The sequence below is a fragment of the Anaeromassilibacillus sp. Marseille-P3371 genome (assembly GCF_900169665.1).
GTDB lineage: Bacteria > Bacillota > Clostridia > Oscillospirales > Acutalibacteraceae > Anaeromassilibacillus.
Window position 1 is genome coordinate 643821 of sequence record NZ_LT835157.1, and the last position, 22986, is coordinate 666806.

Annotated in this window: 17 protein-coding genes; 15 read left to right on the forward strand and 2 right to left on the reverse strand. The window is 49.0% G+C overall.

Annotated elements, in window-relative coordinates; genetic code table 11:
• Positions 1 to 1158: 1158 nt before the first annotated feature.
• The 4 genes from recA to pgsA are packed head-to-tail and all read left to right on the forward strand — an operon-like array spanning position 1159 to position 4931.
• Positions 1159 to 2334 (forward strand): recombinase RecA, encoded by a 1176-nt coding sequence (gene recA / locus B9Y59_RS01900; RefSeq protein ID WP_082402315.1) that lies wholly within the window; start codon positions 1159 to 1161, stop codon positions 2332 to 2334.
• Between the two features lie 27 nt (positions 2335 to 2361).
• Positions 2362 to 3006, forward strand: a complete 645-nt coding sequence (locus B9Y59_RS01905; RefSeq protein ID WP_085531482.1) for a regulatory protein RecX — start codon at positions 2362 to 2364, stop codon at positions 3004 to 3006.
• Entirely contained in the window at positions 2984 to 4306 is a 1323-nt protein-coding gene (gene rimO, locus B9Y59_RS01910; protein ID WP_085531484.1) for a 30S ribosomal protein S12 methylthiotransferase RimO, read from the forward strand. The genes B9Y59_RS01905 and rimO overlap by 23 nt, the downstream gene beginning before the upstream one ends.
• A 25-nt stretch (positions 4307 to 4331) precedes the next feature.
• Positions 4332 to 4931, forward strand: coding sequence for a CDP-diacylglycerol--glycerol-3-phosphate 3-phosphatidyltransferase (gene pgsA / locus B9Y59_RS01915; protein ID WP_085531487.1), 600 nt, complete (start codon positions 4332 to 4334; stop codon positions 4929 to 4931).
• 43 nt (positions 4932 to 4974) lie between these two features.
• On the opposite strand, the gene B9Y59_RS01920 is transcribed toward pgsA, so the two are convergent.
• Positions 4975 to 5319 carry a helix-turn-helix domain-containing protein gene (locus tag B9Y59_RS01920; RefSeq protein WP_054324991.1) on the reverse strand — a complete coding sequence of 115 codons (345 nt, stop codon included), beginning with the start codon at positions 5317 to 5319 and terminating at the stop codon, positions 4975 to 4977.
• 195 nt (positions 5320 to 5514) lie between these two features.
• Here B9Y59_RS01920 and B9Y59_RS01925 point away from each other — a divergent pair, with 195 nt between their 5' ends.
• The 7 genes from B9Y59_RS01925 (at position 5515) to B9Y59_RS01955 (ending at position 12495) form a co-directional block, all read left to right on the forward strand.
• Positions 5515 to 6606 carry a TasA family protein gene (locus B9Y59_RS01925; RefSeq protein WP_158088914.1) on the forward strand — a complete coding sequence of 364 codons (1092 nt, stop codon included), beginning with the start codon at positions 5515 to 5517 and terminating at the stop codon, positions 6604 to 6606.
• Positions 6607 to 7139: 533 nt separating this feature from the next.
• Positions 7140 to 7808, forward strand: a complete 669-nt coding sequence (epsC, locus tag B9Y59_RS01930; RefSeq protein ID WP_085534445.1) for a serine O-acetyltransferase EpsC — start codon at positions 7140 to 7142, stop codon at positions 7806 to 7808.
• Between the two features lie 148 nt (positions 7809 to 7956).
• Positions 7957 to 9366 (forward strand): cysteine--tRNA ligase, encoded by a 1410-nt coding sequence (gene cysS, locus B9Y59_RS01935; protein ID WP_085531491.1) that lies wholly within the window; start codon positions 7957 to 7959, stop codon positions 9364 to 9366.
• A gap of 150 nt (positions 9367 to 9516) precedes the next feature.
• Positions 9517 to 9975: a Cys-tRNA(Pro) deacylase gene (ybaK, locus tag B9Y59_RS01940; RefSeq protein ID WP_085534447.1), complete on the forward strand. Its 459-nt coding sequence runs from the start codon at positions 9517 to 9519 to the stop codon at positions 9973 to 9975.
• Between the two features lie 42 nt (positions 9976 to 10017).
• Positions 10018 to 10752, forward strand: a complete 735-nt coding sequence (locus tag B9Y59_RS01945) for a coiled-coil domain-containing protein (protein WP_085531493.1) — start codon at positions 10018 to 10020, stop codon at positions 10750 to 10752.
• Positions 10753 to 10807: 55 nt separating this feature from the next.
• Positions 10808 to 11095, forward strand: a complete 288-nt coding sequence (locus B9Y59_RS01950; RefSeq protein WP_143255207.1) for a CatA-like O-acetyltransferase — start codon at positions 10808 to 10810, stop codon at positions 11093 to 11095.
• Between the two features lie 1193 nt (positions 11096 to 12288).
• Positions 12289 to 12495, forward strand: coding sequence for a DUF6514 family protein (locus tag B9Y59_RS01955; protein ID WP_054324911.1), 207 nt, complete (start codon positions 12289 to 12291; stop codon positions 12493 to 12495).
• Between the two features lie 197 nt (positions 12496 to 12692).
• Here B9Y59_RS01955 and B9Y59_RS01960 read toward each other — a convergent pair whose 3' ends face one another.
• Positions 12693 to 13997: an MFS transporter gene (locus B9Y59_RS01960; protein WP_085531495.1), complete on the reverse strand. Its 1305-nt coding sequence runs from the start codon at positions 13995 to 13997 to the stop codon at positions 12693 to 12695.
• A 523-nt stretch (positions 13998 to 14520) separates the two neighbouring features.
• Here B9Y59_RS01960 and B9Y59_RS01965 point away from each other — a divergent pair.
• From B9Y59_RS01965 to B9Y59_RS01980, 4 genes are all read left to right on the forward strand, one after another.
• Positions 14521 to 16056: a hypothetical protein gene (locus B9Y59_RS01965; RefSeq protein ID WP_054324912.1), complete on the forward strand. Its 1536-nt coding sequence runs from the start codon at positions 14521 to 14523 to the stop codon at positions 16054 to 16056.
• A gap of 96 nt (positions 16057 to 16152) precedes the next feature.
• A complete protein-coding gene (locus tag B9Y59_RS01970; RefSeq protein WP_143255208.1) occupies positions 16153 to 16401 on the forward strand; it encodes a hypothetical protein in 249 nt (82 codons plus the stop codon).
• A gap of 139 nt (positions 16402 to 16540) precedes the next feature.
• Positions 16541 to 16744 (forward strand): DUF6514 family protein, encoded by a 204-nt coding sequence (locus B9Y59_RS01975; protein ID WP_054324914.1) that lies wholly within the window; start codon positions 16541 to 16543, stop codon positions 16742 to 16744.
• 499 nt (positions 16745 to 17243) lie between these two features.
• Complete coding sequence (locus tag B9Y59_RS01980; RefSeq protein ID WP_085531499.1) at positions 17244 to 22799, forward strand: glycoside hydrolase family 2 TIM barrel-domain containing protein; 5556 nt, start codon at positions 17244 to 17246, stop codon at positions 22797 to 22799.
• The last annotated feature ends 187 nt before the right edge of the window (positions 22800 to 22986 follow it).

Below are 22986 nucleotides of genomic sequence, written 5' to 3' on the forward strand. Positions count from 1 at the left end.
AGACGATCTGCCCTGCTTGCCTAATAGGCAAATCCGGCTAACTGCCGTAATGGTTCCCTTCATTTACCTATAAAATGTAGGGAAGGCCTGCGACGATTGTCAAGACAACCTGCCTTGTTTGCCTAATAGGCAAATCCGGCTAACTACCGTAATGGTTCACTCCATTTGCCTATAAAATGTAGGGAAGGCCTGCGACGGATGTCAAGACAACCTTCCTTGTTTGCCTAATAGGTAAACTCGGTTAACTGTCGTAATGGTTCTCTTCATTTACCTAAAAATGTAGGGAAGGCCTGCGACGGATGTCAAGACGATCTGCCCTGCTTGCCTAATAGGCAAATCCAGTTATCTATCGTAATGGTTAGCCCCATTGGCTTATAAAAAATAAAAGAAAGACCTACGACAATTATCAGGATCCTTTATATTGGAGTCAAAGGGAACAGGGAGACCCAGTCGGAAAAATGGCACTTTTCCATTCTGTATCAAACAAAAAAAGAATACAAAAAATGGGGAGAATATGTTTTGACAGGACAAAACAGGTGAATCGGTGCCACTCAAAGAGCAAAACGAAGGGAAATCGTGGGGTAAAGAACCGATTGCTTGTGAACAACAAGTTTATATTCGCTATCGGTAACATTTTAAGATCTTTCTATGGTGGTTTTGACCGCAGGAGTTACATATACAGGTTTCCATCGTAAAAGAAAAAGCTGGCTGATAGGCTTTTATACGAACGCCAATGATCCTAGAAGATGTCGTCAAACCGATACCGAATCATGATGCGTAGAAAACAACAGAGAGGATGAATCCAAACGGTCTGTTGGGCATTGAAACTTTATATGGATATAGACTAGGGGGACTCTCCTTTTGCATAGAACGCTTGAGATAGAAACCCGGGCAAATCTTTGTTCGAAATTGTTCGGAATCCATTGCTTTTCTTTGAAAAATACGATATAATAACCTCACACACGAAGCGGGAATCGACGATATCCGCTTCATAGAAGAACGATGGAATCCTTGATGAAAAACAAAGTCCGTTTTTCATCGGATTTGTGAAACAATCGTCCGTTTTGTGTTCGTCAATTTTATGTCATAAAAGCTGTCATTTTAAGACGCCGGAACGTTTTCCGGCGTTTTTCCAATCAAAAGACCGGAGGGAATCAAATGGCCATCGATAAAAGTCGCGGCGCAGCTGCGGGAAAAACCATGGATAAAAAGGCGGCGCTGGAGACAGCGCTTGCGCAGATTGAAAAGCAGTTTGGCAAGGGCGCGGTGATGCGTCTTGGCCAGAATGAGGCCATGCATGTAGAAGCGATTCCCACGGGTTCGCTTTCTTTGGATCTGGCGCTTGGCATCGGTGGGTTGCCGCGCGGCCGTATTGTCGAGATTTACGGGCCGGAGAGTTCCGGTAAAACCACCTTGGCCCTGCATTGTATCGCGGAGGGACAAAAGAACGGCGGGAATGCGGCATTTATCGACGTGGAGCATGCGCTTGATCCGGTGTATGCCCGTGCGCTCGGCGTGGATGTAGATGGATTGCTGGTGTCCCAGCCGGATACCGGTGAACAGGCGTTGGAGATTACAGAGGCATTGGTGCGCTCCGGCGCGATCGACGTAATTGTTGTCGACTCCGTAGCAGCGTTGGTGCCGCGTGCGGAAATTGAAGGGGAGATGGGCGACAGCCATGTTGGGCTTCAAGCGCGCCTGATGAGCCAAGCACTGCGCAAGTTGGCGGGCGCGATCTCGAAATCGAACTGTGTGGCGATTTTTATCAACCAGCTGCGTGAGAAAGTAGGCGTGATGTATGGCAACCCGGAGGTTACCCCCGGCGGCCGTGCCCTGAAGTTCTATTCCTCGGTGCGTATCGACATTCGCCGGGTCGAAACCCTCAAAAATGGCACGGAGCAGATCGGTTCGCGTACCCGCGCGCGCGTGGTGAAGAATAAGATTGCGCCGCCGTTCCGCGAGGCGGAGTTCGATGTCATGTACGGCCGCGGCATTTCGCGCGAGGGAGAACTGCTGGACCTTGCGGTTAAGCTCGACATTGTGCAGAAGAGCGGCGCTTGGTTCTCCTATAAACAGGAGCGTTTGGGACAGGGGCGCGACAATGTTAAAACCCTGTTTGCTACGAATAAAGAGCTTGCAGATGAAATTGAACAGCAGGTCCGTGATAATATCGGAGCTCTGTATGCGAAGTCGGCAGTTCCCATGCCAAATGCATCGCCTGCAAAGCCGTTGGAGGTTCCAGCTGCTTCTACGCCTGCGGCAGAGCCGGCCAAACCGGCGGCTTCCCGGGCTGGAAGTGCGAAGATCGACATAGAGGCTGACGACGTAGAATAAACATAAGCATAAAAGGATGGGGATCGTTTGCTGATTACTGCGATGGAACCGCGCCGGAAACGCTTGACAGCTCTGTTTTTAGATGGAGAGTTCGCCGTGAAACTGGATACGGAGACGCTCCTGCAATCCGGTTGGCGGGTGGGAATGGAGATGGACGACGAGGCGTTACACCAGCTCATCCAGCGCAGCGATACGCATCGGGCGCAGGAAAAGGCGCTCTATCTGTTGGAGCACCGCAGCCACTCCAAAAAGGAACTGACGGAGAAAATTTCCCGTACGGCAGGCCGGGATGCGGCAGAACATGCCGCGCAGCGGATGGAAGAGCTCGGCCTGATTGACGACGTGCAGTATGCACGGCGCTTTGCAGAAGAACTGTTACAACGGAAATGCTTTGCCGCCCGGCGGGCGGAATATGAACTTTTACAGAAGGGGATTGACCGGGAACTGGTGCGTACCATTGTGGATGAGCTGGCGCCGGAACCGGAGGAATCGCTCCGCCTGCTGATTGAACGGAAGTATCGAAGCGCTTTATCGGACGAAAAAGGCCGCCGCCGGGTATTTGCCGCATTGCAGCGGCTGGGCTATCGCACGGAGGATATCCGCAGTGTACTGCGAAACTATATCGACTACGAAAATGAGGATGGGATGAATGGCATCGGTTGGAATGATTAGCCTTGGCTGTGAAAAGAACCGCGTGGACGCAGAGATTATGATGGCGCGCCTGCAAAAAGCAGGATATACGTTGGTGGACGACGCTTCCTGTGCGGATGTGGCCATTGTCAACACCTGTGGTTTTATTGAGGCTGCAAAGAAAGAATCCATCGGGGAGATTTTGGAACTTGGAAGGCTCAAAAAGGCTGGCTGTATCAAAGCGCTTGTCGTCACGGGCTGTATGGCAGAACGCTACCAGCAGGAGATCCGGAAGGAATTGCCGGAAGCCGACGCGGTGTGCGGCATTGGAGCGGACGCCGATATAGTGGAAGTGGTAGACCGTACTCTGCGCGGGGAGCATCCGGAACTCTTTCCGGATAAAATGTTGTTGCCTCTATGCGGGGAACGCATCCAGTCAACGCCTCCCTATTCATCCTATTTGAAGATTGCAGAAGGCTGTGACAATCGCTGTTCCTACTGTGCCATTCCATTGATCCGCGGGCCGTACCGTTCCCGTCCGATGGAGAGCATCTTGGAAGAAGCGGAAACCTTGGCGAAGAATGGAACAAAAGAATTGATTGTCATTGCACAGGACACGACCCGTTATGGCTGTGATCTGTATAAAAAACGGATGTTGCCAGAACTGCTGCAAAAGCTTTGTAAAGTGGACGGGATTGTGTGGATTCGCGTTTTATACTGCTATCCGGATTTTATGACGGAAGAGTTGATGGACACCATTGCGCGCGAGCCGAAAATTGTCAAATATATAGACCTTCCTTTGCAGCATTGCAGCGGCACGGTATTGCGGGCGATGCGCCGTTTTGGCAATCGGGAAAAACTCACGGCATTGATTCAAAAGATGCGCGCGCGCATTCCAGGATTGATTCTGCGTACGACGATGATCGCAGGATTTCCGGGGGAAACAGAAGAGGATTTTGCGCAGTTGTGCGCGTTTATCAAGGAAATACGCTTTGAGCGTCTGGGATGTTTTGCTTATTCGCAGGAGGAGGATACTCCTGCGGCAGAGATGGAAAATCAGATTGAAGAAGAGGAAAAGCGCCGCCGGGCGGACCGGGTGATGGAGACCCAGATGGGCATCATGCAGGATTGGGGCGAGGCGCAGGTTGGCAAAGTATTGGACGTGTTGACCGAAGGCTTTGAGGAAGAGACCGCCTGTTGGTTTGGGCGCAGTTATGCCGACGCGCCGGAGATTGACGGCAGAATTTACTTTACCGCCGGGGAGGCGCCGGCGCCCGGACAGTTTGTGCGGGTACGTATCACGGCTTGCATGGACTGCGACCTGATGGGTGAAGCGGAATAATCCGCGCCCAGTTGGAGGAATGAAAATGAATTTGCCCAATAAATTGACGGTGCTGCGGATGGCAATGGTACCATTCTTTGTAGGAGCGCTGCTATGGCAGGGGTTGCCGCACCGTTATCTGGTCGCGCTGCTGCTGTTTGTTGCGGCATCCTATACAGATCATTTGGATGGAAAAATTGCTAGAAGCCGCAATCTGATTACGAACTTTGGAAAGTTTATGGACCCCTTGGCAGACAAGATCCTTGTGATTTCGGCCTTGATTTGCTTTGTGAGCCTGGATTTGATCAATCCGTGGTGGGTATTGGTGATTGTGGCACGCGAATTTCTTGTTACATCCCTGCGATTGGTTGCTGCGGATGAAGGGGTTGTAATCGCCGCGAACAAGTGGGGAAAGGCAAAAACGGTAAGCCAGATTGTTGCAATCGCATTGATTTTGGTGATGCAGTATGTGCAGGAATTGGTGGCCATGGGCGTGCTTTCCGCTTTTACAATGGGCGGGTTGCCAAGCTCGGCAATTTTCCTTTGGGCCGGCGACGGGTTGATGGCAATTACGGTGTTTTTCACCGTGCTTTCCGGAGGAATCTACTTAAAGCAGAATTGGAAGGTCATAGGGAACTCCAAGTAAATACAGAAAGGCCACGGAAAGCGTTGGGACGCTCCGTGGCCTTTTACTTTTTTGGTAAGTTTTTCCTCTGTTTTCTTCGTACCTTTTTAAATCGTAAAAAGGCGACATATTCCCGAACTTCTCTTTTCTCTGAATCCTCAAATTCCGCGGGCAATACGATACAATTCTTTGTCCTCAGGAACGAATACGGTTCATCCACCAAACCAAGCAGGTAGTCAAGCGATATATCAAATAGTTTAGCAATTTCCATTTTCGTTTTGTCGTCTGGAGCGCTGCGGTTTCGCTCATACGAGGAAATAGTGTGAATGGATACGTTGAGTTTATCCGCTAAATCCTGCTGGGAAAGGCCATGATCCTTCCGAAGTTCCTGGAGCCTTTCACCTAACATGGGTTTCCCCCTTCGTATATTCGTTTCTTTCGTTTATCACTATCATTATAAAATTTTTATTAAATTTATACAATTAAATGAAAGAAAACTTATGGGTTTTTCTTGACACCCATATGAAACTACTGTATCATTTAAATAATCCGGAAGAAACTTATGGGTGACCGCGCCCCCATAATCCCAAAAAGGAGGAAAAACATGAAAACAAACAAAAAGAGGATTGTTTTGTCGGCTCTTTCCTTGGTCCTGGTGTTTTGCCTGATGGCTGGCGGGACCATGGCTTGGTTTACCGACACAGAGAAGGTGGCTGGAAATTTCTCTGCCGGCGTATTGGATATTGAGGTGAATCCAGACGAAGATGGTTTTACAACCAAAGAACCCATGGAATTCAAAAATCTCCGTCCGATGCTCCTGAAGAACTTTGATAAGGAATTGGTAGAATCCGGCGACGTAAACAATCTGGAGAACAATGGACAGGACCCGGACAACTATCCGCAGGACAACCTGCCGATCTATTTCCGGCCCGTTCGTGTAGAGAACAAAGGCACACTGCCGATCTATATCCACTTGGGTATGGAGGCAACCGGAAGTGACGATAAGGAGCCGGTCCTCTATGGAGACGACAAGTTCAATATCAATCAGGACTCGTATGGGGTCAAGGATTGTGAAAACACGCTTGAGACGGCGCTCAAAATTTTTGTCTATAAGCAGGTGAAAAATTCAGAGGACCCAAGTCAATACACATGGGAACGCGTCAGAGGTGTAAACCTCAACGAAACTTCAAATTGGACAGGGGAGAGAAAGTGCTACGACCCAACCGAGGTAATTGGCGCTGGTGAAGAGGTTACATACATCATTGGCGGCTATCTGCCCTCTCAGACAGGCAATGAATATCAGGGCATGCATTACCATGGGAACCTGGTGGTTGACGCACAGCAGGCGGATCAAGGCCCCTTCAAGCATGGCGATGGCAGTGAAGAACCGGAAAATATCACAGTAAATGTCCCGGCAAAGATTCTTGACCAAAGTGATGTATCGAATCCAAAATTCCTCGAAGACGTGGAAATTCCGATGACTTTTGACCTTGGAACAGAGGTAGCAGATTCGGAGGAAATCGTTGCGTATCTGAAGGATTACCTGGAGACCTATGAGCACGAGGGACAGAGGTACAAATATTTTGGGAATATGCCAGAAAAGTTTAAAATTGTCTATAATAGGGAGACTGGTAAGTACGAAGCCGATTTTGACGGTGCAGAATACTTGGCAATTGGCGTATTGCCAATAGAGTAAGTTGTTATGAAATGACTGAAAGATTGGACGGACGTTTTATTTGATAATTCTATGATACAGGAAATATATCGTGGAGCTTATTTATGAATAGAACGAGCAATCTGGAATGATGAGGGCGCAATATTGCTGCATAAGTTTTGAAAGCCTCTTTTCTTTGCAAAGAAAGCCGTTTTAAAGTTTCCTTTCCTGTTCTCTTTACATTTTCCGGTGGGCAGCATATAATAAAGTATACAGAGTATATTTTGAAATGCAGTGAGCGGAAAAAGTACCTCCGGTTAATCCTACAACAGAGAGAAAGCGTCGTTGGCTGAAAGCGTTTTCATGTGGGCCCCGAAGGAAATTGCGTCCGTGATGCCGGGGAAGAGACCGGCAGTGCAGGCGAGGGGAAAGGGATCGTATCTTCGCACGGAAGCCGCCGTTACCGGCAGCAACGAGAGATAAAACGGAGTGGAACCGCGGTTAACGACCGCCTCCGTCCCTTAGTGGACGGGGGTGGTCGTTTTATTTTTGGAAAGCAGGTGACGAAGGAAGCAATGTTTGACCAGTTAAAGGCAGAGCTGGACTCGATTATGGAGCGCGACCCGGCGGCCCGAAGCCGTTGGGAGGTTTATTTTCTCTATTCGGGTTTTAAGGCAGTGCGCTCCTATCGCAAAGCACACTGGTTCTATCAGCATGGGCACAAGTTTATTGCACGTTGGATCAGCCAGCGTGCCCGGCATAAGACGGGGATTGAGATTCATCCCGGCGCGACAATTGGGAAGGGGTTGTTCATCGACCATGGCATGGGCGTTGTAATCGGTGAGACGACTGAGATCGGAGATAACTGTACTTTGTACCAGAATGTCACGTTGGGGGGAACCGGGAAAGAACACGGAAAGCGCCATCCAACCCTGGGGAACAATGTGATGGTGGGGTCCGGGGCAAAAGTATTGGGCCCCTTCAAAGTGGGGGATAACGCCCGCGTAGCCGCTGGGGCAGTTGTATTGGATGAGGTCCCGCCCAATGCGACGGCAGTTGGCGTGCCCGCCCGCGTGGTACGAATCAACGGTGTAAAGCCGGACAGTCTGGATCAGGTCCATGTGACAGACCCGGTTTCGCAGGAGCTGTGCCGCATGCAGGCAAAGTGTACCCATCTGCAAAGACGGTTGGAGATATTGGAGAAAGAGGCGGATATTTCTCCAAAACTGCCGGAGGAAGAATAAAGCAAGTTCGGATGGCATGTGCAATCCCCTGAAGCCCATTCGATGGAAATGACAGGTTGCGTCTTGTATTTTTCCGGAAAATCCCATATAATAACGGGTACTGGAACTTGGAGCGCACAGAATAACAAAGCTGGGAGGAACAAGGACAATGAAAATCTATAATACCCTGACGCGCCAAAAGGAAGAGTTTGTACCGATTACAGCAGGCGAAGTTAAAATTTATGCCTGTGGTCCCACCGTGTACAATTATATCCATATTGGCAATGCGCGGCCGATCTGTGTGTTCGATGTGTTGCGCCGCTATATGGAGTACCGTGGTCTAAAGGTCACGTATGTACAGAACTTCACCGATGTGGATGACAAGATCATCCGGAAGGCAAATGAGGAGAACAGCGATTATCTCACCGTTTCCCAGCGCTATATTGAGGAATACAAAACCGATGCGGAAGGATTAAACGTCCGTCCTGCCACCATTCATCCCTTGGCGACGGAAAACATCGAAGAGATTATCAACATGGTTGCAACGTTGATTGACAAAGGGTATGCTTACGCGTCGGACAATGGAGACGTTTATTTCCGGACCAACAAGGATAGCAGCTATGGAAAGCTCTCCCATCAGCCGTTGGAAGATTTGGAGGCTGGAGCGCGCATCGCGGTTGGAGAGGAAAAAGAGGACGCAATGGATTTCGCTCTTTGGAAAGCAGCGAAAGAAGGGGAACCGAGTTGGGTTTCCCCTTGGGGAAATGGACGTCCGGGATGGCATATTGAGTGCTCTGCAATGGCAAAGCACTATCTGGGAGAAACCATTGACATCCATTGCGGAGGCCAGGACCTCATTTTCCCGCACCATGAGAATGAGATTGCACAGAGTGAATGCTGCAACGGCGCTCCGTTTGCCCATTATTGGATGCATAATGGCTACATCAATGTCGACAACCGCAAGATGAGTAAATCCCTTGGAAACTTTTTCACAGTGCGCGATGTAGCAGCACAGTTTGGCTATGAGCCCATCCGTTATCTGATGGTGGCATCGCACTATCGCAGCCCAATCAATTACAGTGTCGAGGTGATCGAACAGTGTAAAGCCGGCTTGGAGCGCCTGTACAATTGCCGGGATAATCTGTCCTTCCTGATGAAGAATGCGCCGGAGGGGGAAAAAGAGGGCGAGAAAGAAATTCGCCGCCGGTTTGGTGAATATCAGGATCACTTTATTGAAGCGATGGAGGATGACCTGAATACGGCGGATGCACTGTCCGCACTGTTTGATCTTGCAAGGGACATCAATTCCACGTTAAATGCGTCCTCTGCACCTAGCCGGAACTTGTGCGCCTATGCATTGGATCTTTTCAATGAGTTGGCAGGTGTATTGGGGTTGCTTTACAATCAGAAGGAGGACCAGCTTTTGGACGAAGAGGTCGAAAAGCTGATCGAACAGCGCAATGAAGCCCGTAAAAACAAGGACTGGGCGACGGCGGACCGTATCCGCGATGAATTAAAGGCGCGCCATATTGTCTTGGAAGATACGCCACAGGGCGTTAAATGGAAAGTCGAAGAATAATTGGAAGTGAACGGTTCGTACCATACAAATCTATGTTGTACGATCTCGCAGCGGCACTCCCGCCGGCAATAGGTCCGGCGGGAGCGCGGTTTATTTGGAGAGAAGGAGCGTTTCCGATTGGCAAAGGACAAGGAGAACAAAACAAATGTTATGCGGATCTTGGACAAGGAAAAGGTTCCGTACAAGTTTTATTTCTACGATCACGAGGACGGAGCGATTGACGGCGTTGCGGTTGCCCGAAAATTGAATCAGAATGTTGAGCAAGTATTTAAAACTCTGGTGACAAAGGGGGCTTCTGGAGCGTTTTACGTCTTTGTTGTACCGGTAGCAAAGGAGTTGCACCTCAAATCTGCTGCCAAAAGCGTCGGGGAGAAATCAGTCGAAATGATTCACGTCAATGAGATCAACCGAGCGACTGGTTACATACGCGGAGGGTGTTCACCGATAGGAATGAAGAAACTGTATCGCACTGTGGTGGACAAGAGTTGCGAGGCGTTCCCAACGATCATCGTTAGCGGCGGGAAGATTGGCGCGCAGGTGGAGGTTGCGCCGCAAGATCTGCTGCGTTTGGTACAGGGAACCGTGGCGGAGATCGCAGTGGAGCCGTAAGAATTGTAGTAGGGCACATGGGAAGAGAGAGGGAGTGGCGAAATGACGGAAACTTCGCTTTTGCAGGCGATTGAAACGATGATCGATCGAAAATTGGAGCCTATTCGGGAGGACATGGCCCGGATGAAACAGGATTTATCCGGGATTCGGCAGGAGCAGGCAACCATGCGGCGCGACATTACTGCGGACAGTCAGGCGCTTGTGGGGACGAAGCAAAACCTTGCAGAACTGAAACAGGGAATTGCCACATTGAAGCAGGAAATCAACACTGTAAAGCAGGAGACTATGGACGCCAAACAGAAATTGGTCGGCGTCATACAGGATCTTTCTGCTGTGAAGCAGGGACTTACTGCCATTAAGCAGTCTGAAACAGAGTTAAAGCAGCTAGTTTCCGGTGTGGGACAGGACACTTCGGGCTTAAAACAGGCAGTTGCAGCGGAAAGGCAGGAGTTGGCTGGATTTAAGCAGGAGTTCTTGGCAGTCAAACAGGTGTTGTCCAATTTGGAAACGGTTGTATCCGGCATCGAGCAGGATGTCTCCACAGCGCGTCAGGACATCTCAAAAGAGCGAAAAGCGATGGAGCTGTTGGCGCAAAAGACCGTGCAGGTGGAAGCAACCTTGGAGAATACGACGAATCCACGTTTGCAGGCGGTACAGGAAAGTCAAAAAGCCATGCAGGCCCGTTTGGATGCATTCGACCGTCTGGACGAAAAGTTGGAGAAAATACATAGCATCGTGGATGTCCTCCGGGCAATCCGGATCAATCCCCAATATTAAAAAAGAAACCGGCAAACACCGTTTGTCAGCCTCGGCTGTCAAAGTGTTTGCCGGTTTGTTCTACTATGAAGGCTTTAAAGATGCAGATCGACCGATTATCCAATACGGAAAAGCCAATGAAATCCAATCGTGGCCACGGCGGGAAACGTTTGACCACTTTTATAAGCAGATACCCAATGGGATTACCATTACCGCAGATGTGGATGTCGCCTCGATGCAGGATGCTGCTAGGGGAGGAGCAGTACTTTTCTCCTCCGTTTTACATTTTCTCTGCTGGGTGTCCAACCAGCATGCCAGTTCGCTGCATTTGCCTGTGCCGAATACGGACAATCAAAGTAAATAATCAAGATGGCGTGCCGGGTTTACCTATACCGCATAGGGGCGAGTAAAGCAGATAATCAGGATGGTTTGCCGCATTTGCCTGTGCTGAATACGGACAATCAAAGTAAATAATCAAGATGGCGTGCCAGGTTTACCTATACCGCATAGGGGCAAGTAAAGCAGATAATCAGGATGGTTTGCCGCATTTGCCTGTGCTGAATACGGACAATCAAAGTAAATAATCAAGATGGCGTGCCAGGTTTACCTATACCGCATAGGGACAAGTAAAGCAGATTATCAAGATAATGATTAGCCGCATTTGCCTATCAGATATAGGCAAATGCGGCTAATCGATAGGATGAATTTCAAATGATCCATAGCGCCGAAGGAGAAGCGGTTATCTGGCAGCAGGTTCTTCTCAACGATACGGTATTTTAAGAGGAAGATGCCTCATTTTACAGCTTAAATATCGCTTATCACCCGGCTTTATCGATTTTTTACGAGAGAGTCGTGGACAATCTCGAAGAGAGCAAGCTTCTGCACCAACCCCGTTGGCGCGAAACCGTCCAAAGCACATTCTATGTTTCATGTACGCCATGATTGCGTTATTTAGGATTTAACCTTCGGATGCATGATGATGGAAGACTTCTATTCCCGATTATGATTATTGAAAGGTATTAATATTGATTTTTTCTTGTAAATCAAGGATTTATAAAACATCCAAATCATGAAATATACAAATTTATACGAATATTTGGCACAAAATGGCCAGCCATGTTATTGACTGTCTCAAGTCTGTTCCCTGACCTCGCTGTCAATAATAACACCATTCTTGCTTTATATCATGCGCGCAAGGGCCGCTAATAAATTTCTACCTCTCCTTTATAGAGTGGTCAAACAGGCGAGTGGTATTTTCACCAGGAAGAACGCCTGCTCTTACTTGGAAGGTTTGAATTTTCCACAAAACGAACGATACTTCCCTTCACGGTACAAATCCATCATACCTGTGCGGATGATTTTCATATGGTGGCCTTCTATCACGAACTTCAAAAGGAGTTGGACGGTTTCTCTTTGGAAACCGCCGGGAGAACAGCAGAGACATTTGATATCCGATCCTCCTAGAGAAAAGGATTATTTTCAATTTTTCTTCGACAGGCTTCCGTGCCTTTCTCCTTCCCTCCGTGTTACAATGTCGATGAAAGGGGAGGAGCGAACATGCGGATTACCATCTGCTGTTCTGTACAGGAGGATGTGGATAATGGACCATACCGGACCTATGGCCTGCAAATGGGAGCGGTGCGTATAGACGATATTTCGACGCACAAATGTACAGTGATGCGTTTACAGCAGAGGCTTGAGAGAAATCACATATCCCCGCTGCATCTGGTGGATGCAGTGGAGGACTTTTTAGCAGCGGATTGATACATTTAAACAGCAATATAAATAAAAACGTCTCCTGCCAGGGAAAAACTCCTTGACAGGAGACATTTTTATACGCAATAAGAAATGGACTCCCAAAAGCTCATTCTATTTGTCTTACACCGAGAAGGAAGTACCAGAAACAAACGGATTTAAAGACTGACAAACAGAGAACGAAAAGTGAAAGCTCACGTTCTTTATCATTTGGAGGAGCTTTTCTGTTCGAGGAGCCAGATGTGTTTATCTCTTCGGAATACAAGGCATGTACCGATCCCACAGATAGCCAATATACTGTAAAGAAGGGCAGCACCGGTTCCCTTTCCTTGGCCAAAGAGCTGGACAAGCAAGCTCCCTTTACTTTGAACCTGCATCAATGGCTCAAATATCCAGTCGACAGCCATACCTCCCATCAGGTATCCCAGAGGGATGGTGAAAAACTGTAGGGCGTTTCGTATCGAATACACACGTCCCTGCATAGCAACGGGGATATGTGTCCGAAGCAAAGCGTCCAAATTGGTGTTCATAAAAGGAACCGTTAACCAGCCGAGAACAGCGCCAAGGCACCAAATGGGAACGCTTCTTCCAAATGCAAGGAAAAAGTTCTCTGTGCACATGGAAAAAAGCAGAGTATTGCAAATTACACGGATGCGGCTCTTTGGGGCAGGCAAGAGAGAGGCCGCGATACTTCCCACAAAAGTGGCGATACCGGTAAAGGTACTCACCATTCCAAGCGCCGTGGAACTTCCACCTGTTCGGGAAAGCAACATCGCGGGCAGTGCTGCCTCATAGACAGAGGCGATGAGATTGATTCCTGCGAGAAACAGAATCAAATCGAGAATTCCACGATTCTCTTGCAAGAAGTAGAATCCCTTTTTAGCTGCTTGCCAAAATAGTTCCGGTGTGGTTTTCTCTCCCTGTGAAGTGTGAGGGATTGAGATACAGACAGCCAGTGTCAGAAAGGCGATGGCAAAGCTCATCAGGTCAAACAGCAGAATGGCGTTCATTCCAGCCAATGTCAGTACAGCCGTTGCAAGCACGGGTGTTAAGATGGTCACCAGTGAGCGCGAAAAGGCTTGCAAACCACCGATCCGTTGATACTGTTCTTTGGGGGCTAAGAGACTGACCGCGACCTCCGATGCAGGCTGTTGAACAGAATTCATCATACCGTTGACTGCATTTAACAGGTACAGATGCCATATTTTGAGATTGTCCGTCGCCAGCAAGATCCATACGGTACAGGTGGTCACAGCGGCCAGTGTGTCACAAGCGAGCATCGTATATTTTTTATTCCAGCGGTCACTCACAACCCCCGCAAAGATACTCAAAACGACGTAGGGGGCATAGGAACAGACCGAAAGCAATGCTGTGGTGAGTGCAGAACCCTGCTGTTGGTACGTCCAGATCACCAATGCAAAGCTGGTCATGGAACTGCCCAATGTGGATAGCGCCTGTGTACTCCAAAGGGTTATAAAGGGCCCAAGGCCCCAAAGGAATGTTTTTTTCATGTTGACTTTGCTCCTTTTTATCGTTGTTTTCCTGATAAAAATGCAAAGCCCAATTGGACGAATTGTCCTCCATGCAGGTTCGTCCCAATATCAGACCTTGCATGGAGCGAAAGCAATACAGATTTTCACCGTTTTCCCTCCCTTCTATTGAGATAAAACCAGTTTAAACCGAAGTCCGCGATCTGTCAAATGTGTTGCTATTATGATGTATGCTTTATAACCTGTTTGATAAACATTGCGTATGAATGACGGAAGGACGCCCTTTATTGACTTCCCCTGTCGGTTCCGTTACGTATACCGTTTGCCTAAAACGATATTTTCTTGTGGCGAAGGTCTGCTAAGCGCTTGGAAATATCCCCAGAAGGAATACCCCAACCAACATGTGATTGTGTTTTGGATTGGATACGGTACAGGATTGAAAATAGGGTACTTTTTCTGTATAATAGAAATGATTTTCGTCTATTTTTTACGAATTGATAGACGGATGGGAAGGTTAAAAATGGGAAACTGAAGGAGGCGCGCAATGAAAGTTCACCGGAGTACAAAACCCCTTGTGATGTTGCTGGTTCTACTGTTGTTTGCTGTAGGAATTGCCACGCCGTATGTATATGCGGCGGAAGAGCAGGAGAGCACGGACAAAATTCAGATTACTTACTACTATTTCTCATCTTGTGAGAGCTGCGAGGATGGACAAAATTTCCTCAATTCTTTGCAGGGGCAGATTGAGGACGCCATTTCGCCGGATGAGTATGAATTCCATTTGAAGAATGTGTTTGAAGAAGACATCTATAATGAATTCATGGAGCGCACCAAGGACATGGCGACGGACGAGTTTGCTCCATCTCCCCCCATGCTGGAAGTGAATGGAACCTGTCTGTTTGGAGTGGATGATATTACCAATAAGGCGCGCAGCGTAATCTTAGAAGAAAAGGAAAACCTGCGTACGGAGGAAGAACGTCTGGCGAGCTTCCGTGATATTCCGGCGGAAAACTCCTATTTTGTGTATTTCTATATGCCTGCCTGTGATGACTGTGAGAAGGTGCAGACCTACCTGGCCAATATGGATAAGGAATTTGCACTGGAACAGAACCGTCTTTCCAAGTTGCAGGTGAACTATGTCAATATGGGAGACCTGGACAATGTTCCATTGGCGCATTGGTTTTTTGATCAGTACGGTGTTCCAGAGGAGCGCCAGAAGGCGCCGGTTATGTTCTATCAAAACGGATATTTACAGGGCTATGAGGAGATTGTCGCCAATATGCCAAACCTCATTATGAATGGAAAGGCGTTGAATTGGCAGGACATCGACTATGTTCCCAAAGATCAAGACATGAGCTTTGGTTGGAAAGACTGGATATTTCTTGTGTTTACAGGGGTTGTCAATGGGTTGAGTCCGTGTGGGATTTCGTTGCTGTTGCTTTTGTTCTCCCTGCTGCTGTCGAAACATGCAAATGTTTTAAAGCTGGGGCTCACCTTCATTGTGGCGCGTTTCCTGACCTTTTTATTGTTGGGAACCGTGCTGTACTCTGCATTTGAACAGATCAGTGCGGTTCTTGAACCAGTGGGAAGGATTTTGCAGATTCTGATTATCCTTTTGTCCATTGTCTTTGCTGTATTGAATTTTATCGATTTCTTTATGGCTAGAAAAAATGAATATGGGAAAATCCGCTTTCAATTGCCGCCAAAACTCCGAGCCTTCCAGCGCAATTATCTGGAGAACACCCTGAACTGTGGTGGCAAATATTTGACAGGAACCGTATTTATTGCAGGAATTGTGCTGTCTGTGGGGGAATTTCTCTGTACGGGGCAGCTCTATTTGGCGTCCATCCTATACATGATGCAACGGCAAACCGCGTGGGATTTCATCGTGGTTTTGGAGTTTGTGGTTTATTTGTTGGCCATGTCCTTGCCGCTTTTATTGCTGACTGTGTTAGCAAAGCGCGGATCACAGGTACTACAGCTTTCAGAGATGACGCGCGGGAAATTGCCTTGGATCAAACTGCTCTATGGCGTGTTGTTCCTACTGTTTGCTGTTTTGTTGTTCCTGTTCATGAGGTGATCGATGGTGTTTGGGAAAAAGAAGAAGCAGACCCCTGCTGCACCCGTTTTTTTGATATTGGACTCATCGCATGCGCCGCTGAGGCGCTTCGATGCAGTGGCATTGCCGTTGCATCGAAATGTTGTTTTGGAAAAGAGCGTTGAGTTTTTTCAGGACCCCAATCCCTGCGCCATTCATGAAGGCGCTGTGCGGATGCGGATGCTGGGAGAGCTGGAGGCGTATTTAAAGGGAAAAGGGACCGTGCCGCTTTCTGCGATGCCGGACTCCTTGCGCCGGTATCTGGAATTAGGGGAGGATGCTGTTTTTATAGCGCTTTTGGAAGATGGGATGACAAATCCTGTCTAAAAGAGAGGTTTATTTTGCTATATAGGAAGGCTTCTACCCAAATCAATCCAGCAACGATTGGTAATTTTTCACAATTCGCATAATAGCCTTTTCATTTCTCCTTGACTGCTCTATAATGGGTACAAGGGGGGATAAAGAAATGGTCTATAAAGTGCTGGAAGAGACGGTCGCCGACGAAGAACTCGGACAACGCCGTACATATGGGATTATCGCAGAGGCTGCCGAAGTCAGCGATATTTCGGACAAGCGCGATGTTGTAGAGCTGTTAGTCGAGTTGCTGAATACACGGCAGGTGCCCCTGATGCACTTCAAAGATGTGATCGAGGACTTCCTGACACGATAAAAGAACTCTCTTCTCAATTTTTTTGAGAAGAGAGTTCTTTTTTTACAGGGATCCTTTTATAGAAAAACCGCCCAATTGGGCGGTTTTTCTAAATAAAGAGAAGAAAAGGAAAATTTATGAAAAAGAGAAGATCTTGTAATCAATGAATTGGTTTCCGTTTGGAATGGTTCTTAGTATAAAAGGTAAATGTGAACATTGGATGAAAGAAAATTGACATTTTTTCAAAAATACCGTGGAAATCTTGTTCATAAAAATAGACGGCCTAGTATTTGTTTAAAAAATATAAAAAAGAAAAATATTGACTAAATCTTGCAAATATAGATTAGATATTTTACCTATAACTAGTAGGATTTATGGATAATTTTAAAGTTATTTAGAATGTTTGTGGAAAATTTGGAACACTTATGGAACACTTTCTGCACTATAATTATTTTTGCACAATTGAGGGTTGTGCGGGGAAATTGGGTTTGGCTGGAATGAAAAGGAGGTAAGAAAGAAAATGAAGTTGAATGGAAACAGGCCGTTCCGAAGCATACTGGCTTTGGTACTGGCTGCTGCAATGACGGTGAGCACCTGTAGTACCGCTTTTGCAGCGCGTTCCGCAAAGACCAGTGAGGATTATGTCCCAACTGGAGAACACACGGAGTGGTACGACGGTATTGAGACGCCGGCGGTCAATCAGGAACCGTATCACGCACAGTTTATACCTTATGACAGCCGTGAGCTCGCCTTGGAGAATGAGGCGTCGATCCTGGATGAAGACGAGGAAACCTCGCCGTATTATCAGCTTTTAAGCGGCAAGGATTGGGACTTTGCCCTGGTGCGGAATCCAGAGGAGGCTGCTGAAAAGGATTCTGCCTATTTGGCGGAAACCCTGGATGAGGAAGCCCAGGAGGATTTTGAGCCGGAGTATGTTCCGCAGGCTTGGCAGACCTATCGGAATGAAGACGGCAGCTTCAAATATTTTGACGAGCCGATGTACACCAATAGTATTTATCCGTGGGGATCTATTGTGGAGGATGGCGTATGGCAGCAGATTGCCTATAAAGATCCGCACGCTCCCACGATGTACAACCCAGTAGGGTATTACCGCACCACCTTCCAGACACCGGATGAATGGGACGGCAGGGAGATCTTTGTATCTTTCCAGAGTGTCTGTTCAGCCTACTATCTGTATGTGAACGGAGAGTATGTCGGTTATGCTACAGACAGTTATACGGCCCACGATTTCAATATTACACCGTATCTAAACGAAAAGGGCGAGGAAAATACCCTTGCGCTCAAGGTGTTCCGTTGGTCGATCGGCAGCTATCTGGAGAACCAGGACTATATCAACGAGAGCGGTATCTTCAGAGACGTCTACCTCTATTCCAAGGGTGATGTTGAGATCCGCGATTTCTTTGTCAAAACACAGTTGGATGAACGCGATAACAAGGACAGCGATGCAACCTTGGAATTGGACGTGGATATTCGCGGACTCCATAACGCAGAGGCGGGCGAGTACTATGTGGAGGCCACCCTGCTGGACATGGAGGACGAAGAGATCGGTTCCATGGAGTTTGATCCTGTGGAAATCGAAGCGACGAAGCCCAGTGCAGAGCAATCCAAAGAGGAATTCCTGGACAAGGTGGCGAGCACGGGCGAGACCGTCACCCGTTCCATGAGAGTGGAAAACCCTGCAAAATGGTTCCCGGATACGCCGAACCTCTACAAGTTGCTCATCGAGCTGAAGGATGAATCCGGCGAGGTGATCGAGGCAGCTGTCCAGCGCATCGGCTTCCGCGAGGTCTATAAGGTCAATATCAACGAAGAGGGACAGGAACAGATGCAGATCACCGGAGAGAAGGCGGTGTTCCGCGGTGTCAACCGTCACGACGCGAATCTTATGACCGGCCGTGCGCTTTCCAAAGAGGATATTTATCAGGATCTCAAATTGATGAAGGAGTATAATATCAATTCGATCCGTACATCCCACTACCCGAACGACAAGCTGCTCTATGAGATGGCGGATGAGATGGGCTTCTATGTTTGCTGTGAGGCCAATATCGAATCGCATTATGGCGGCTATATAGACGAATACGACGATCCCTCCCAGGTTATCCCCTCCGGCAGTAAGACGTGGGTACCGCCAGTGATGGACCGTACAGAAAATATGTTGGAGCGCTATAAGAACCATGCCTCCATCGTCATGTGGAGCTTGGGCAACGAAGCGACCTATACCACCCACAACTATGATGAAAATTATTGCTTCTGGGTCAGCTCCCAGTATGTGCTGGAGAGGGACCCCAGCCGCTTGAGAATGTATGAACGCGAGTCCGACGGTTACTATCACCGCTATCAGAAGGATGAGGGCGCAGACCCCATGGATATGGACCAGCGCTGCAAGAATATTGTGGACGTCCACAGCACCCAGTATCCGGCGCCGAGCGCGGTAGAGAGCTATGCCAAGAACCCGGACTATCAGATGCCGTACATGGAGCAGGAGTATGCCCATGCGATGGGCCAGGCTCTGGGCAATTTCAAAGAATTCTGGGATTTGGTTCGCAAGTATCCGAACTTGCAGGGCGGATTCATCTGGGACTGGGTCGATCAGTCCATCGCAACGAAAGTTCCGGAGGATATCACGACCTATGTAGTACGGGATACAAAGACCGGCACTGAGGCGGTGCTCAGCGACACTGCGGCCTGGACGGAAGGCCGTGATGGGACGCAGGCGATTGAAAATGGTTATATCACGGTAGCGCGCGGTGATGACCTGCGGGCAAAGGGTAACGCTCTGACTATGGAGGTCTGGATCAAGCCGGATGCAATTCCCAGCAGCGACCAGGGCTTTATCTCTACCGGTGATAATGGCCTGGGGCTGAAAGTGAACGCGAGAGGCGACCACCCGTACTTCGAGCTGTTTGTGGACGGTTGGGCAGCAGGAACTGCTGCGACAGCCGGACTCCCGGATAATTATGCAGACGGCAACTGGCACCAGCTGGTGGGTATGTGTGCTGCCGACAAGACCCTGCATTTCTATTGGGATGGCCAAGAACTCCCCAATACAGGGGCAGCGTCCACGACCGCTTCCGCACCGTTTGACAGCGCTAGCGAAGCACTGACGGTGGGCCTGGATTCAGCTTCTGCGGACCGTGTGTTTACCGGCGCGATTGACAGTGTCCGCATCTACGAGAGAGAACTAACTGCGGAGGAAATGGCAGACCCGAACCGCACCATGGATGACGAAGGCGTTGTCTATTGGCTCGACTTCACGGACGATGAGATTGAATCCAAAGAGACCAATTATCACTGGTTGGATGATAAGCTGGACGGCTACTATTGGGGCTACGGCGGCGACTGGATCGACAGCCATTCCAATGCGGACGCATTCTGCGCAAACGGCCTGCTATTTGCAGACCGCACTCCTACTGCGAAGGCAGTCGAAGTCCGCAAAGTGCATCAGCAGGTCAATTTCTACGATGATGGTAAGGCGACCCAGGGCGAGGTCCGCGTAGTCAATGAATTCGAAAATACCAACCTGGATCAGTATGAAATCATTTGGAAAGTGACGGAGGATACGGAGACCATCGGATCAGAGCAGGCATTGGAGCTCGACCTCGCGCCATTCTCGGAAGAAACCATTCAACTGGATCTGCCGGAGTTTACGCCGAAGGCTGGTTCGGACTATCTGCTGGAGTTCAGCGTCCGCTATAAGGAGGATACCTCCTGGGCGAATGCGGGCGACGAATTGGCGTTCGATCAGATCCCACTCACCGTTGAGACCGGCGACCGGATGGAGATGGATACCTCCGCGATGCAGGCGTTTAGCAATGTGGAAGAAAACGAGCAGGAGATCAAGATGGAAGGCGTCACGGCGGAAGGCCAGAACTATTCCATCACAATGGACAAAGAGACCGGTGTGATTACCAATTACTCCTTGGATGGGGAAACCATTTTGGAAAAAGGCCCGGTCCCGAGCTATTGGAGAGCACAGACCTATAATGATATTACGAACTATTTCCCGACCGAGCTCCGCAATGCAGAGGATACGATGCAGAACGTGGAAGTGACTGTGGAAAAGGATGAAAACGGAAAGCATATTTCCGTCGCAATCTCGGAGGATCTTTTGGTGGATGCCTCCAACTATGTCACCTACGACATCTACAGCAACGGTGAAATCGTCGTCAGTAACCAGCTTGTGCCGCACAGCAACTTTGCACCGGGCGGCAACGGTGAATTTGCACTCCCCAAGGTGGGAATGCGTATGCAGGTTGCAGAAGGCTACGAAAACCTGGAATACTACGGCCGCGGCCCGGACGAGAACTATTGCGACCGCAAGACCGGTTCCAAGTTGGGCGTGTACACGAGCACAGTCGACGAACAATTCATGTATAAGTATGTCAAGCCGCAGGAGAACGGCAACCGCACAGACGTGCGCTGGACGTCCCTCACAAACGACGAGGGCACCGGCCTGATGGTTACAGCAGACGGCACCATGGAGACCTCGGCGCAGCATTACACGGCGGAAGAGCTGAACCCGGCATTGAGCACCCAGCCGTATAACTCCGCCAGCGCGTATCGCCATCCTTATCAGGTTCCCATGCGTGAAGACACCATCTGGTGCATCGACTATATGCAGCGCGGTGTCAGCAATACGGCGTTCTTCGGCCATGTGCCGCTCGATCCATACCGCCTTGATACCGACAAGACCTATACCCATGCATTCCGAATTTCTCCGGTTTCAGGAGAGACCGATAAGATGGCCAACAGCAAAGTAGCGGTCGAGCCGAGCACGATCCAGTATCCGATCACGGATATCCAAGTGGACGGCACGTCCATTCAGGGCTTTGATCCGTCGAAGACCGAGTATGTGGTTGAAGTTGCAGCCAGCAGTGAACTGCCGCAGGTGACGGCGACCACTTCGCTCTCCGGAGTGCAGGTAGACGTCTCCTTCGAGGGCAGCACAGCGACTGTGCGTGCAACCCTGTCCGGACAGACCAAGACCTATACCATCCGTTTCTCCGAGGTGGATGTGACCTATGTAAGCGATCTGGACCAGAGCGATTGGGTATTAGAAGGCGGCGGCAACGTTACCTTGGACCGCACGGCGTTTGACGGCCCGCTCTCCTTGAACTATAATGGCACGACCACCTTTGCAAAGGGTGTTTCCGTACAGCATCCGGATGCAACTTATGAGTCCCGCCGTATCATGGTCCAAAAAATCCCGATCGAAGGACAGGGCTATGAACGTTTCTACACGATCGCTGGTGTGGATACCGTCACGCCGAACTATGCGTCTCTAAAGATCGAAGTCGTCACCACGGATGGCGAAACCATTACCCTCCTTCCAACCACGGCGTGGCTGACTGGTACTTCTGCTGCATTGAAGGTCGATCAGATGTTGCCAACCAATGCAAAGACCCTGATCTTGACTACGGAGATGGATAATTCCAGCGTGGTCGTCGATTACGCGGATGCGAAGCTGATAAAGAGTGTGGCCGACGGCCGTGAGGCTTTGGAAAATCTGATTGCGAAGGCAGAACAGCTCCAAGAAAAGAATTATACAGCGGAAAGTTGGGCTGTCCTTGAGACCGCTCTGCGGGAAGCAAAAGAACTGCCGGAAGATGCATTGCAGGCGCAGATCCAAGCGGCTGCGGATGCTCTCCAGAATGCAATGGCAAAGCTGGTGAAAAAGCCGAGTGGTGGTTCCAGCAGTAGCTCTTCCAGCTCGTCCAACGGAAGCAACAGTATGGGTTCCGATGGATATGCCGTGGCAATCGGAACAGATGCGGCAACCGCTCCGGCCAAAGTGGTCTCGGATACGACGGTTGACTTCTCCGTGAAGAGCGGCAGCGCGTACTGCTTCAAGATGACCGTGGTCAATGGAAATGGTGTCATGCCGGTCTTTACTGTGGGCAACGGCAATGTACTGAAGACCCAGTATGTAACACAGATCGGAAATGATTACTATTTCCGTGTATGGGCCGTTGGTACACCGGGCAGTAGCACGGGCGTTTATACCACTCTCCCAGGCCAAAATGCTGTGAAGCATTGTACCATCACGATTGCATAGGCCTCAAAAGGCATCAATATTGAAGTATAAAAAAGCGATATGATAAAAAGCCCCGGTTCTGGAAGCCTCTGGAACCGGGGCCTTTTTATGGGAAATCAAGAAGGATATGCAGAAAACTAATAAATATTTCTTTTTAGCAAGCAAATATACAAAGAAACGTATTTTTTTACAAATTTATTAGTATTTC